12 protein-coding genes are annotated in these 14,251 nt (G+C 67.6%); 9 read left to right on the top strand and 3 right to left on the bottom strand.

The window, feature by feature from the left end:
* Positions 1 to 124: 124 nt before the first annotated feature.
* Positions 125 to 1,411 (bottom strand): MFS transporter, encoded by a 1,287-nt coding sequence (locus tag ACFTZB_RS33250; protein WP_378438201.1) that lies wholly within the window; start codon positions 1,409 to 1,411, stop codon positions 125 to 127.
* A gap of 267 nt (positions 1,412 to 1,678) precedes the next feature.
* Between ACFTZB_RS33250 and ACFTZB_RS33255 the strand changes: the two genes are divergently transcribed.
* Entirely contained in the window at positions 1,679 to 2,371 is a 693-nt protein-coding gene (locus ACFTZB_RS33255) for a GntR family transcriptional regulator (protein ID WP_378438202.1), read from the top strand.
* Positions 2,372 to 2,392: 21 nt separating this feature from the next.
* Here ACFTZB_RS33255 and ACFTZB_RS33260 read toward each other — a convergent pair whose 3' ends face one another.
* On the bottom strand, positions 2,393 to 3,262 hold the full coding sequence (locus tag ACFTZB_RS33260; RefSeq protein ID WP_378438204.1) for an alpha/beta fold hydrolase: 870 nt from the start codon (positions 3,260 to 3,262) through the stop codon (positions 2,393 to 2,395).
* Positions 3,263 to 3,346: 84 nt separating this feature from the next.
* Entirely contained in the window at positions 3,347 to 4,312 is a 966-nt protein-coding gene (locus ACFTZB_RS33265) for an AraC family transcriptional regulator (RefSeq protein ID WP_378438206.1), read from the bottom strand.
* A 245-nt stretch (positions 4,313 to 4,557) separates the two neighbouring features.
* Between ACFTZB_RS33265 and ACFTZB_RS33270 the strand changes: the two genes are divergently transcribed.
* The 8 genes from ACFTZB_RS33270 to ACFTZB_RS33305 all read left to right on the top strand — a co-directional run.
* On the top strand, positions 4,558 to 4,776 hold the full coding sequence (locus tag ACFTZB_RS33270; protein WP_160097466.1) for a hypothetical protein: 219 nt from the start codon (positions 4,558 to 4,560) through the stop codon (positions 4,774 to 4,776).
* Positions 4,777 to 4,790: 14 nt separating this feature from the next.
* Positions 4,791 to 6,830 (top strand): hydantoinase/oxoprolinase family protein, encoded by a 2,040-nt coding sequence (locus ACFTZB_RS33275; RefSeq protein WP_378438209.1) that lies wholly within the window; start codon positions 4,791 to 4,793, stop codon positions 6,828 to 6,830.
* Between the two features lie 5 nt (positions 6,831 to 6,835).
* Positions 6,836 to 8,803, top strand: a complete 1,968-nt coding sequence (locus ACFTZB_RS33280; protein WP_378438211.1) for a hydantoinase B/oxoprolinase family protein — start codon at positions 6,836 to 6,838, stop codon at positions 8,801 to 8,803.
* A complete protein-coding gene (locus ACFTZB_RS33285; RefSeq protein ID WP_378438213.1) occupies positions 8,803 to 9,822 on the top strand; it encodes a zinc-binding dehydrogenase in 1,020 nt (339 codons plus the stop codon). The genes ACFTZB_RS33280 and ACFTZB_RS33285 overlap by 1 nt, the downstream gene beginning before the upstream one ends.
* Positions 9,823 to 9,907: 85 nt before the next feature.
* A complete protein-coding gene (locus tag ACFTZB_RS33290) occupies positions 9,908 to 11,407 on the top strand; it encodes an aldehyde dehydrogenase family protein (RefSeq protein ID WP_378438215.1) in 1,500 nt (499 codons plus the stop codon).
* A 33-nt stretch (positions 11,408 to 11,440) separates the two neighbouring features.
* Positions 11,441 to 12,250, top strand: a complete 810-nt coding sequence (locus ACFTZB_RS33295; RefSeq protein WP_378438217.1) for an IclR family transcriptional regulator — start codon at positions 11,441 to 11,443, stop codon at positions 12,248 to 12,250.
* A 129-nt stretch (positions 12,251 to 12,379) separates the two neighbouring features.
* Positions 12,380 to 13,783, top strand: a complete 1,404-nt coding sequence (locus tag ACFTZB_RS33300) for an MmgE/PrpD family protein (protein ID WP_378438219.1) — start codon at positions 12,380 to 12,382, stop codon at positions 13,781 to 13,783.
* 38 nt (positions 13,784 to 13,821) lie between these two features.
* Positions 13,822 to 14,251: helix-turn-helix domain-containing protein (locus ACFTZB_RS33305; RefSeq protein ID WP_378438220.1), on the top strand; the 430-nt coding region annotated here is incomplete at its 3' end.

Here is a 14,251-nt window from a genome sequence, read left to right on the forward strand (position 1 = left end):
TCGTTTATTTTTATAAGACACAGCGGAAAGAACATCCGCGGCTTAATCCTTTTCGACTGATCACCCGCCCACACTATGGGCCGCTCGGTAACTCCCCGTGCGGCCCTTCTTTTCTCCGTCCCGGCTACTCGGTAGTGGCGAGTGCCGGGGCCGCCACCCTCGTCTCGCCGGCCACGACGGTACGGGTGATGCGGGTGAGAGCCATCGCCGCGACGGCCGCGAGCACGAGAGGCACGATGACGGCGAGGTACATCGCGCGCGGTGTCATGACACTGAGCGCGTACCCCGCGACGATCGGCGACAGAATGGCACCCCCGCGGGCGACGCCCATCATCGCTCCGTAGCCCTTGGCGCGCGCGAGCACGGGGTACGCCACCGTCGACGTGGAGGTGAACCCGGACATGGCCGCGAACGTGCCTGCGCCGAGAAGCCCGGCCATGGCCAGTGCAAATGGTCCCTGCAGTGTGAGTGCGAACCCGGCGATCGCCGCGGCGGACACGGCCGAGGTGATCACCGCGATCCGCGCGCCGGGGAACCGCAACCCGAACGCACCGAACAGGCATCCACCGACCACCGCACCGAAGCTGATCATGATGCCGGCCAGCGCACCGCTCCCCGCGTCGCCGCTGGCGTCCTTGATCAGCTGCGGCGTCCAGGTGCCGACGAAGTAGTACCCGGCGGTGAGCATCGAGTATCCGAACGTCAGGAGGAGTGTGCGCGATCGCAGTTCCCGGCCGAGCAGACGGACCTCGCTCTGCGGCGCGGGGACCGCCCGATCAGCTTCCGTCTTCGTTCCCTTGCGTGCCAGGAAGTCGTCCGATTCGCGGAGGAAGGCGGCGGTCACCACGAATGACAGGACCCCCAGCGCGGCACCGATCCAAAACATGCCCTGCCACGCCCCGCCTGCCAGCGCCACGAGTCCGGCGCCCGCGAAGCCCGCGAGCGTCGTGCCGAGCGGATAGCCGACCATGACCAGGCCGAGCGCCACACTTCGCCGGTTGGCCGGGACGACCTCCTGGCAGAGGACGATGATGACGACGCTGATCGTGCCGATCGCGATGCCGGTGACGAAGCGGGTCACCAGGAGCATCGCGAAACCGTTCGACAGCGCCGACGCGGTCAGGCCCAGGGTGTTGGCCGCGAGGCCGACCAGCAGGATGCGCCGCCTGCCGATGACGTCGGCGAAGCGGGCGAGGCCGATCGCGCCGACCGCCATACCCGCGAGGGCGGCACTGATCAGGTAGCCCTTCTCCGGATTGGTCGCGAAGCCCTGCGGCAGGTGCGGCATCGCGAAACCCATCACGAGGACGTCGTATCCGTCCAGCATGTTCAGGAACATGCAGAAGACCACGGATGCAATCTGATACGGGCGCATCCCCACGCGCGACGCCCAATCCTTCGTTGTGCTCATCAGGTCCCTCTCGCTCGTAGCACCGACAGTCGGTGCGACACAGATCACACTCGGAACAATATATGATGTGTCGTGGATTATGTCGACCCGGAAATGTGACCGGCCCGACAGCGGTGTCCTTGCGGCGGAGTTACGAGCGCTCCCACGCCCGGGGTCGGGCATTTCGGGGCGCGGCTCGGACTGCGGCCGATCACGCGGGGGCCGACCACGCGGGCGCGGATGGTACATTATGTCGAGTCTTTCGAATCCGGGAAGGTGCGACCGACGATGCCCCTGAATGACAGGTCAAGACGACAGCAACTGCCCGAGGAAGTTGCCACGTACGTCCGCGAGATGATCATCTCCGGCGAGGTGCGTGCCGGCGACTTCCTCCGTATCGAGCGGATCGCCGAAGCTGTCGGAGTCAGCACCACACCCGTCCGCGAGGGTCTCCTCGCCCTGCGGAGCGAAGGCTTCGTGGAGATGGTCCCCCGCCGCGGCTTCGTCGTGGCCCCGTTCACGAAGCAGGACGTGCGTGATCTGTTCTGGGCCCAGGCTCAGCTGGCCGCCGAACTGGCCGCACGGGCCGCGAAGAACATCACGCCCCAGCAGATCGCCGAACTCGAGGGAATCCTGAAGCAGCACGAGGACGCCATCGCACAGGGCGACACCGAGCGCATTTCGTCCCTCGGGCACGCGTTCCACCGAAAGATCAACCTGATCGCGGACTCACCGCGCCTCGCCCGCCTCCTCGGTTCCGTCGTCACGAATCTTCCCAACCGCTTCTACGCCACCATCGAGGGCCACATCACCACGACCCAGGAGGAACACCCCCTCCTGCTCGACGCGTTGAAGAAGCACGCAGGCAAGAGGGCGAAGACGATCATGGAGTCGCACATCCTGGACGGCGCGGATCACCTGATCGACGAACTCGAGCAGCGCGGGCTGTGGGATACCCACGCCGAGGCGAACGCGGGCTGATCGTCCGCCATATCGTGCCGGTCAGACCTGCCGACTCACCCGGCCGACGAGGAAGTCCTGCAGGTGAGCGGTGAAGACGTCGTTGTCGTCGCCGGCGACCATGTGACCGGCACCGACCTCGACCACCTCCGCGGTGGGCACCAGGTCGCGGATCTCGGCGGCCGCCTCGGCGGTGACCATGTCCGACTTCTTCCCGCGGACGAGCAGGGTGGGCACGGTGATCTTCCGGGCCGCCCGTGACAGCCGGTCGACGTCGAAGTTCGCACCGTCCGTCGTGAACTCGAGAAACCGCGGATCCCAGTGCCAGTACCAGCGGCCGTCCGCCCGCTGCCGGAGATTCTTCCTCAGCCCGTCCAGATTCCGGCGTCGTCGCGGCGCAGGCCGGTAGGCGTCGACCGCGGCGGCGACATCCTCGAGAGTGGCGAACCCCTTCGGAGCGCCGGCCATGAAGTCCCTCACCCGCTCCCGCCCGTCCGGATCCACGCGGTGCGCGATGTCCACCAGCACCAGACCCGACACTGATCCGGGCCGCTCACCCACGGCCGCGAGCGCCGTCCGTCCGCCCAGGGATGCCCCGACGACGACGGGAGCCGTGCCGGTCTGCGCGATCGTCGCATGGAGGTCGGCGACGAAGAAATCCAGCGTGTAGCCGGCCTGTGACCATTCGCTGTCGCCGTGCCCGCGGGCATCCACGGTGATCGCGTGCCATCCCGCGCCGGCCAGGCGTCGCGCGGTGCGCTCCCAGGAGTGCCGCGTCTGACCGCCGCCGTGCAGCAGCAGCACGGTTCCCCGATCCTGCCCCGGGGACGTCCACCGGTCGCCGATCAGCTTGTCGCTGTGGGCGCCCCGGAACTCCAGGGCCTCCCGCCGAACGGATTCCGCCACGGTCATGCCGCCTCCCGCCACAAGGTTGAAACATTATATATAGTGATCTCACCGCACCCCCGCCGCCCGAATCGACGTGGCGCACCCGGCTCAGCGTCGTGAGCGCAACACGGTCTCCGAGGGAAGGAACCCGAACCGGGCCCGGTACTGCTGAGCGAACCGGCCGGGATGGTAGAAACCCCAGCGGGCGGCGATATCCGTGACGGAACCCGAAGAGCCACACGCGAGATCGAGGTGCACCCGGTCGAGTCGAACGCCGCGGAGATAGGCGGTCGGCGACATCCCGACCACCTCCCGGAAGCCCGCCTGCAGGGCGCGTTCGCTCACTCCGGCCATCGACGCGAGATCGGCCGTGGTGATGTCGTCCTCCGCGTGCCGGTCGACGTAGTCCACGATCTCGCGGATCTTGGACCGCCGGGTGTGGGCGGGTTTTCCGTGCAGCTCCGGAGTGAGCTGACTCGGCACCGTCATGAGCAGTTGAGTCATGAGCGCCGATTCGAGTTCGTGGCAGGCAGCGGGCATCGCGGAGATGCCGTCCGGCCGGGAGAGCTCCGCGTACAGGAACCCGGCGGTCGCGACGAGCGCCTGCGCGGCGCTGGACCGGAGATCGAACGTCAGATCGAAGCGGATCTCCTCCCCGATCGGGCGGCCCGTCAGTTTCGCCGCGTGCGCCTCGAGCGGGTCCTTCGGCAGTTTGATGTGGTACTGCCACGAATCCGCACTCCACTGCACCAGCACGGGCGCCTGCGGACCGAAGGCGACACCCGCCTCCCCGGCGACGAAGCTTCGGCGGACGCCGCCCTGCTCGACCGTGCTCGCACCGGTGACGGGCAGATTCACGTGATAGCAGAGGCGCATAGGCGGCCCGTGCAGGGTCACCGCCGCCCCGTACGACATCCGGCCGAGCGTCAGGCGCGGGGCCGGCGCGAGATCGAGCCGGAAATCCACGTCCCGATCGTCCGGCACGTGCACGTCGTGACCCGCGAACGCCTTGGTGACCTGGGCGTGCGCGGCGTCGAGATCCGCCGTGCGGAAGTTCAGCTGTCGGTCGCTCACGCGCCGCCACCTCCTGAGACCCGGCGTGGCCGGATTTCACCCACGCCGTCGTAGTACCGGTGGAAATAATACATCATATTGGGATAAATCCGCAGGTAGCCGCGGACGTGCGCCGCTCGCGGCGTTCGGAAAGTGGATGCCGGCCTTCGCCAGACGGATTGTGACGTAGATCCCATCCCCATAGCGTCGTGACGACCAGCGCACCTGCGCTCCCGTCTCCGAGAGCACCTGGAGTTGTGCCCACCATGACCGAAGAACACGACAGCCCACCCACCCCGGTTCTCGAACGAACCCCCGTCGACGGCCACTGCCCGCGATGCGGCGCCGAGGAACTCCGCCGCTACCCCGTGGTGTCCGAAGGCGGCTGGTTCCAGGTCGTCAAGTGCCAGCAGTGCCTGCTGTCGCTGGACCGCTCACCGTGGTCCCGGCTCGGGCCCATCCAACTTCTCACCGACCTGCTCTGACGAAGGATTCCACGATGATTGCAGTCGATGTCGGCGGAACATTCACCGACGTAGTCGCCCTGCGCGACGGACAGATCCAGACCGCCAAGGTCACCACCGACTACGCCGAGGTGTTCGGGCCGGTCCTCGAGGGTGCCGCGGCGCTCGGCGTCGAGGACGCCGCCGTGTTCAACCACGCGAGCACGCACGGCCTGAACGCGGTGATCACCCGGCGGTTGCCCAAGATCGGTTTTCTCACGACCGAGGGTCATCGCGACATCCTCGACATGGGTCGGGTCTGGCGCCCGGCGCACGCCATCCTGGACTCGCGGTGGCGGCGCAGCTTCGGTGACGCCTCCCGGCCGCTGGTCCAGCGGTACCTGCGGCGCGGCATCCACGAGCGGATCACCGCCGACGGCGGCGTGCTCTTCGAACTGGACGAAACGCAGGCCCGCGCCGAACTGGACGTGCTCCGGCGCTGCGGCGTCACCGGTGTCGCGATCTGTCTGATCAACGCGTACGTGAACCCGGCGCACGAGATCCGGTTGCGCGAGTTGGTCCGCGAGGTCCTCGGCGACGTGCCCTGCTCGATCTCCAGCGACGTCTCGCCGCTCGCCAAGGAATACGCACGGGCGTCGACGACGGTGATCGACGCACTGATGAAGATCATCTACACCGATTACGCGGCCAAATTGGAGAAGGGCCTCGCGGACCTCGGCTTCAGCGGGGAACTCAACTTCGCCGACTGCGCCGCCACCCTCGTTCCGTCCGGCCGCGCGATGGAACTGCCGTTCCGCATCGTCTTCTCCGGTCCTGCGGCCGGCACCGTCGGGTGCGCCCACTTCGGCGGGCTGATCGGCGAGAACAACCTGCTCTGCGCGGACGTCGGCGGCACCTCCATCGACATCAGCGTCGTCACGGCGGGCGAACCGTTCGTCAACACCAGCTTCGAACTCGAACACGACCTCGTCGTCAACGCCCTGGCGAACGACATCTCCAGCATCGGCGCCGGCGGCGGCAGCATCGTCGCGATCGGCCCCGCGGGCGAGATCCAGGTGGGCCCGGACAGCGCGGGATCCTCTCCCGGACCGGCCTGCTACGGGCGCGGCGGCACCCAGCCGACCACCACCGACACCTGCCTGATGATCGGCATCATCGATCCCAGCCGGTTCGCCGGCGGCGCGGTGGACCTCGATCCGGTGCTGTCCCGGCAGGCCTTCGAGAATCTCGATTCGGAGTTCACGCTGGCGCAGAAGGTCCGCTACGCCTACGAAATGGCCGTCAACAACATGGCGGAGGGCGTGTTCAACGTCGCGATCAAGAACGGTGTGGACCCCCGCGACTACAGCCTCGTCGCGTTCGGCGCCGCCGGTCCGATGCTGCTGCCCGCGGTGCTCGACACGGTGCACTGCAAGCAGGTGATCGTGCCACCGTATCCCGGCCTGTTCTCGGCGCTGGGCTTGCTGTCCGCGGACCAGGTGTTCACCGCCAACCGCAGCGCGTACATGATCCTCACCCCCGACGCGGCGCCGACTGTCGACGCGCTGTTCGGCGAGATGGAATCGCAACTGCGCGAAGGGCTCGACGAGGCCACCGGTGTGACGTTCCACCGCAGCATGGACGCTCACCTCGCCGGACAGAGCTCGGAGACACCGTTCGTGCCGGTTCCCGACGGCACCATCGACGCCGACGCGATCACCACCATCGTCCAGTCGTTCCACGACACGTACGAGAACCGTTCCGGCAACCGCTTCGAGGCGATGCCCGTCGAGGGCGTGACGTTCCGGGTGCGGGCGGTCCTCGACACCCCGAAAGTCGACTACCCCGAGGCTCCGCAGCGCGGCGACGAACCCCTTCAGCCGGTCCGGACGACGGTACTGCGCTACCTCGGCGACATCGACGCCGACGGCGAGGGCGCGCAGCAGGCCGACGTCTACGACCGCGGAACCCTGTGCGCCGGTGATGTTCTGGAAGGACCCGCCATCGTCGACGAAGGACTCTCCACGACGCACATCGGAGCCGGGCAACGTGCCACCGTCGGCCGCTACGGCGAACTGATCATCCGGAGGAAGTGAATCCCATGACCACTCTCGAAGCGACACCCGCCTCTGCGGACGCCGAACCGACTCGCCTGCGCGACATCTCCGACGCCACGTTCACCGACGCCTACGGCTGCGACCGCTTCACCGCGGCCGTGATCCTCAACCGGCTGCGGTACACGGTGGAACACATGTCCACCGGTTTCATGCGCGAGGCCTTCTCGCCGATCATCCGCGACTGGTACGACTTCGCGTGCACCATCAGCGGTCCGCCCGATCACAACTATCCGATGGCCGTGGTCAGCAACAGCCTCGTGGTCTTCCTCGGCACGCTCGGCGACGCCGTACGGAACGTCGTCGAGGAGTTCGGGCCCGAGAACCTGTCCCCCGGTGACGTACTCATCTGCAACGACCCGTATCGCGGCGGAACCCACGTCAACGACGTGTGCTTCATCCGACCGGTGTTCGTCGACGGCAAGATCGTCTCGTTCGTGAACATGCGCGCCCACCAACTCGACATGGGCGGCACCGTGCCCGGCGGATTCTCGGCCACGAAGGCGAACGTGTACGAGAACGGTCTGGTCATTCCGCCGATGCTGTTGTGGTCCAAAGATGAACCGGTGCGTTCGACGTTCAGCCTGATCTTCGACAACACCCGGTGGGGCGGGATGCTGCTGCCCGACTTCAAGAGCATCTACCAGCAACTCGCGCTCGGCGAGCGACTCGTGCTCGAGAACATCGAACGCTACGGTCTGGCCGCCTATCTCGGGACGTTGACGTACGCCTGCGACACGTCCGCCGAGCGGATGCGCGACGCCATCGCACTCGTTCCTGACGGCGAGTACACCGGATCTTCACTGATCGATGCGGACGGCCTCGACGACAGCGTCGACTACACGGTGCAGGTGACGCTGCGCAAGCACGGCCAGGACATCGAGGTCGACCTGTCCGGCACCTCGCCGCAGGCTCGCACGTGCATCAACTGTGGGGTGCTCGACGCCAAAACCGCTGTCGGCGTGGCATTGACGATGCTTCTGGACCCGGAGGTGCCGTTCACCTCGGGCACCTGGCGCAACATCGACCTCGCCACCCCGCCGGGCACACTGGTGTCGTCCCTGCCGCCCGACGGCGGGATCATGATGTTCTGGGAGGCGTCGGGCGCCGTCGTCTCCGCCGTCTTCGACGCGCTCAACCCGGCCCTCGGCGAGAAGGGTGTCGCGGGCGACTACGGTTCCACCAACACCCACAATGCGTCCGGCGTGACCGCCGACGGAACCCCGTGGACGAGCGCCACCCAGTGCGGCGGCGAGCACGGGCCGTGGGGGGCCACGAAGGAAGGCGACGGCGACAGCTACACCGTCCTGTTCTTCCTCAACAACCTCGACCCCGCCACCGAGACGATCGAGCACGATTCGCCGGTCGTCATGCTGCGCAAGGAACACGCAATCGACACCGGCGGTCCCGGCACGTTCCGCGGTGGGGCCGCGAACCTCAAGGACACACTGTGGTTGAGCGAGGGCAGCCACTACCTGTCGCCGTTCCGCACGAAGGTCCCGAGCGGAGTCGGCGCGAACGGCGGCGAACCCGGACCCAACGGCGCCATCTGGATCTTCCCGCCGCGTGACGGCGCGGACGGTCCGGGCATGCTGGGCACCGCACCCGACGTCTACGCCGACAGCATCCCCGTCGCCGGCGTGCTCGACCCCGAGACAAAGGCGCTGGACCCGGTCGACGGCGAGTACCACTATTTCGCCAGCAGGCAGGTGTGGCAGACCGGGACCGGGTCGATCCTGCGGTGCCTGACCAACGGCGGCGGCGGCTGGGGCGACCCGTTCGCCCGCGACCCCGAACGCGTGCTCGCCGACGTGCGCAACGAATACGTCAGCATCGCCGGCGCCGCCCGCGACTACGGCGTCGTCGTGATCGGCGACCCCAAGTCCGATCCCGAAGGGCTGCGCATCGACGCGCAGGCCACCGCGGCGCTCCGCAACGAGGAAGAAGGTCGATAATGCAGGGAATCACTTTTCCGGGGGATGGCAGCGTCGTTCTCAAGGACTTCCCGGCACCGCTACCGGGGCCGGGAGAAGTGGTCGTCCGGATGCGGGCGTCCGGAATGTGCGGCAGTGACCTCCATTTCTACCGGGGCGCGGTGTCGTTCGGCGGGAGCGCCGACACCATTCAGGGTCACGAGCCCTGTGGTGACGTACACGCTGTCGGAGAAGGGGTGTCGCCCGACACGGCGTCCGTCGGCGACCGCGTCATGATCCACCACTACTGGGGGTGCGACGTGTGCGAGCAGTGTCGCTCCGGATGGCCGCAGATGTGCGACCGCGGGAACGCTCAGACCATGAGCATCACCACCCACGGCGGTCACGCACCGTACGCGGTCGTGCCGGCCCGGACCCTGCTGCCGCTCCCCGACGGTCTCAGCTACAAGGCGGGCGCCGCGATCGGCTGCGGCACCGGAACGGCGTGGGGAGGTCTCATGCGGCTCGGCGACGTCGGTGGGAAGACGCTCGTCGTCTTCGGGCAGGGCCCGGTCGGGCTGTCCGGGACCATGCTCGCCTCGGCGCTCGGCGCCCGGGTCATCGCGGTGGACGTCAACGATTCGCGACTGGAACGCGCACGGAAGTTCGGCGCGAGCGAGGTCGTGAACTCGGCCGAGGTCGACCTGTCCGCGACGATCGCCGAACTCGCGGGCCGTAAGGGCGTGGAGATGATCCTCGAAACGTCGGGGGTGGCGGGCGCCGACGCGCTGAGCGTCCTCGGCAAATGGGGACGTGCGTGCTTCATCGGACTCCCCGGCGAAGTGCACTTCCGGACGGAGGAGCAGTACAAGAAGCAGTGGACGATCATGACGTCCTGGACGATGTCCACGATCCAGCAGCGGCGCTGCGCCGAATTCATCGTCGAGCAGGGGCTCCCCGTCGACGACCTCTACACCCACAGCTGGTCGCTGGACCAGGCCGTCGAGGCATACCAGTGGTTCGACAAGCAATCGGACGGCAAGGGAGTCTTCGAATTCTGACACCCGAACAGGTCACCGCATCGACGAAGCCCGCGGCCGGACCGGCCGACCACGACTGTCTCGGCCGGCGCCGAGACGGGAGGAGTTGAACGAATTGCTCATCCAAGACGAAACATCGCTCACCGTACCCGCTTTCATCCAGGGATCGAAGAAGAATCTGATCGGCGGCAAGTGGGTCGACGCCGCATCCGGCCGGCAGATCGACACCGTCAATCCGGCGACGGGGCAGGTACTCTGCCGCATCGCGGGCGGCGACGCCACGGACGTCGATCTCGCCGTCGCGGCGGCTCGCCGCGCCTTCGAGGGCGAATGGAGTCGGTGGACGCCGCACCAGCGCCGCAAGCTGATCCTGAAGATCCACGACGTCATCCTCGACAATTTCGACGAGTTGGCGATGATCGAGACGCTCGACATGGGGGCGCCGCTGAAGCGGACCACCGGACTCGCCGAGTGGACCTCGCAGGTGCTGCAGTTCTTCGCGTCCCAATGCGACGCCGCGACCGTGGCGACTCCCCCGAATTCGCTTCCCGGAGACTTCCTCACCCTCAAGTCCCTCGCCCCCGTCGGAGTGGTCGGCGGGATCATTCCGTGGAACGGTCCGCTGATCGGCCTGTGGTGGATCTTCGGCCCGGCGCTCGCCACCGGATGCACCGCCGTCCTCAAGCCTGCCGAGGACGCCTCCCTGTCGGTGCTGCGGGTGGCCGAACTGATGATGGAAGCCGGTGTGCCCGAGGGCGTGATCAACGTCGTGACCGGGTACGGCGCCGACGCGGGCCAGGCCCTGGCCGAGCACCGGGACGTCGACCGGATCGCGTTCACCGGGTCCATCGGCACGGCGCAGGCCATCGTCCGCGCGTCGGCGGGCAACCTCAAGCGTCTGCAACTGGAGTTGGGCGGTAAGTCGCCCGACATCGTCTTCGCCGACGCCGATCTGGACAAGGCCGTGCCTGGCGCCGCGATGGGTGTGTTCACCAACAGCGGGCAGGTCTGCGTCGCGGGCTCACGGATCTTCGTGCAGCGTTCGATCCACGACGAGTTCGTCGAGCGCATGCAGGAGTTCACGAAGACCATCCGGGTGGGAGACGGTCTCGACCCGAATACCCAGTTGGGCCCTCTGATTTCGGAGCGGCAACTCGAGCGGGTCATGCACTACATCGACGTCGGCGGCGGCGAAGGTGCGCATCTGGCGAGCGGTGGCACGCGTCTCGGCGGCGACTTGGCATCGGGCTTCTTCGTCGAGCCGACCGTGTTCTCCGGCGCGTCGAACGACATGACGATCGCCCAAGAGGAGATCTTCGGGCCGGTCGCGTCGGTCATCCCGTTCGACGACGTGGACGACGCGCTGCGCCTGGCGAACGACACACCGTTCGGGCTTGCTGGCGGTGTGTGGACCCGCAGTCTGTCCACAGCGCACCAGGTCTCGCGGAACATCAAGGCCGGAACGATCTGGGTGAACTGCTACGGCGTCCTCGACCCGGCCATCGGTTTCGGCGGCACCAAGATGAGCGGTTACGGTTGGAAGGGAGCGAAAGAGCACGTGGAGGGCTATCTGTACCCGAAGGCCGTCTACATCAATCTCGACTAGCCCTCACGACACACTCGACGCCGAGGAGGACCGATGCCCGCCCGCGGTGAATCGATGATCGAGCGGGTCGTCGAGGTGCTCGAGTCGTTCAAGGGGGCGGGCGGCCCCCAGACGGCGTCGGAGATCGCGCGCAGGACCGCGATCCCGATGCCGTCGGCGCATCGGATCGTCGCCGAACTCGTCGACGTGGGCTTCCTCGAACGCGACCCCGACCGCAGGCTGCGCATCGGCACCCGCCTGTGGGAGGTGGTGGCCCGGTCGTCGAGTGCGCTCACGCTCCGGGAGGTCGCCCTGCCGTACATGGAGGACCTGCGGTCGGCGGTGCAGGCCCCCACCCTGCTGTCGGTGCTCGACCGCAACGACGTCCTCAACGTGGAAACGCTGTCGACGCGACAACCGGGTGTCACCAACGTGACTCAGCCGGGTGTGCGGCTTCCCGCGTTGGCGTCGTCGCCGGGGATCGTGCTGGTGGCGTTCTCTACGCCGGAGGTGCGGGAGCACATCCTGGCGACCGGCAAGATCACCCGCTTCACGGAGCACACCGTCGTCGACCGGGCCGAACTGCTGCGGATCGTGAACGAGACCCGGCGCACCGGTTACGTCGTCGCCCGCCGCTGGATCTCCCCCGACTCGACGGCGATCGCCGTGCCGATCCTCGCCGACGACGGCACCGCGATCGGCGCACTGTCGGTCACCACCGCGTTCGGCGCCGACGCGCCATCGACCCTGCTGCCGGCGCTGCACGCCACCGCGCTCGGCATCTCCCGCGCGACTCGCACCGCCGACGGGCCACGGTTGACGCTGCTGAAGCAGCAGATCCGGCACGCGACCGAGGTGCCCTGACCGGACTCGTCTTCTCGGTAGCCGAGAATCCCCCTATCCCCGAGCCGGGGCATGCGCGACCTTCTGACATGAACCGGGACGCCGATTTGCGTTGCCGGCAGCGATATCTCGACGCGGAAGAGGGACGACATGACGAAGTTCGCGATCCAGAACTCGGAAGATCCGATGAGCACCCTGTGCCGGATGGCGGTGCAGACCGACTACGACGATCTCCCCGCCGAGGTCGTCCGGCATGCCAAGCACACCCTGCTGGACTGCATGGCCGTGATGATCGGCGGCTCCGGTATGGACGGGATTCCGGCGATCGTGGATCTGGTCAAGGACAAGGGCGGCGCACCGCAGTCGGTCCTGCCGTTCTACGGTGGCCGCGTTCCCGCGGCCGAGGCGGCACTGGCGATCGGCCCGATGCCCCGCGCGATGGACTGCGGCGATCTTCACGAAGAAGCGGGGCACATCAGCGAATACATCGTGGCCAGTCTGCTGGCGGCCACCGGGCTTCGGCCGGACGTCACGGGGAAGGAATTCCTGACGGCACTGGTCGTCGGGCAGGAGACGCTCATCCGCGTGGGCTCGGCCTACAAGGTCATCAGCACCGCCGTGAAGTCCCACGATTGCGGTGGCCACTACATCTTCGGAGCCGTCGCGGCCGTCGGCAAACTCCTCGGCTTCTCCCAGGAACTGCTCGAGAACGCCCAGGGCATCGCCCGCACGATGACGCAGCCGCACACGATGGCGATCTACGCACCGGCCACCCTGATGGTCCGGGTGCACCACGGCCTCGTCTGCCAATCGGCGATCACCGCCTGCCTCCTCGCGGAGAAGGGCATCACCGGCCCCCGCCGGGAGGTGCTGACCGGACCCAACGGCTACCTGCGCACGGCCCGCTGGGAGACGGACCCCGAGCTGCTCACCCGGGATCTGGAGCGCTGGGAGACGACGAACATCACCACCAAGGGGTACAGCGCCTGCTATTTCTCGCACTCCTCCATCGACGGCATCCTCGATCAGATGCGCACGCACGGCTTCGGTCCCGACGACATCGCTACCGTGCACATCGACGTCTCCACCTCCGGCTGGCGCGCCGTGTGCGAACCGACCGACGTGAAGTGGCACCCGCGGACGGTCCCCGAATGTCAGTTCAGCCTGCCGTACGCCGTCGCGACCGCCGCGATCGACAAGAGCGTCTTCGTGCAGTCCTACACCGACGAGGCACGGCAACGTGAGGACGTCCGAGAGCTGATGTCGAGGATCACCGCTGCCGAGGACCCGTCCGTGTCGGACTGGGGCGCACGGCTCACGACCACGCTGCGAGACGGCCGCAGGATCACCACCGAACACGTCTACGTCAAGGGGCACCCGAACAATCCGTTCAGTGAGCAAGACTTCGTCGACAAGTTCCGCAAGTGCGTGCCGTACTCGGTGTATCCGCTGGCCGAGCAGGTGGTCGGCACGATGATTCACGACGTGCTGTACCTGGACAAGGTGGACGACGTCGTCGCCTCCCTGCTCCTGCCGCTGACACCGGGCGACTGACCCTTCCCGGCGCCCGGTCTTGTTCCTACTGTGGATCCATGGACATCGCCAAGGACGTCAGAGAGTTCTTGATGACCCGGCGGGCGAAGATCTCCCCCGAGCAGGTGGGCCTGCCGCCCGGGCGCCGACGTCGGGTGCCGGGGCTGCGGCGTGAAGAGGTCGCGCAGTTGGCCGGGGTCAGCATCGAGTACTACACCCAGATCGAACGCGGGAACGTCGCCGGAGTCTCCGACGACGTCCTGCACTCCGTCGCCCGCGCGCTGCGGCTCGCCGAGGAAGAAACGACGCACCTGTTCGACCTGGTGCGGGCCGCCGGCACCACGACGAGCGCCGCGCGGTCGCCGCAGCGGGACGACCGCAAAATCCCCGACGGCGTGCAGCCGCTGATCGACGGCATGGTCGACTCGCCTGCGATCGTGCTGAACGGGCACCTCGACATCGTCGCCGCCAACCCGCTCGGCCGCACGC

This window comes from Rhodococcus sp. NPDC057014 (assembly GCF_042673295.1).
Classification (GTDB): Bacteria; Actinomycetota; Actinomycetes; order Mycobacteriales; family Mycobacteriaceae; genus Rhodococcus_F.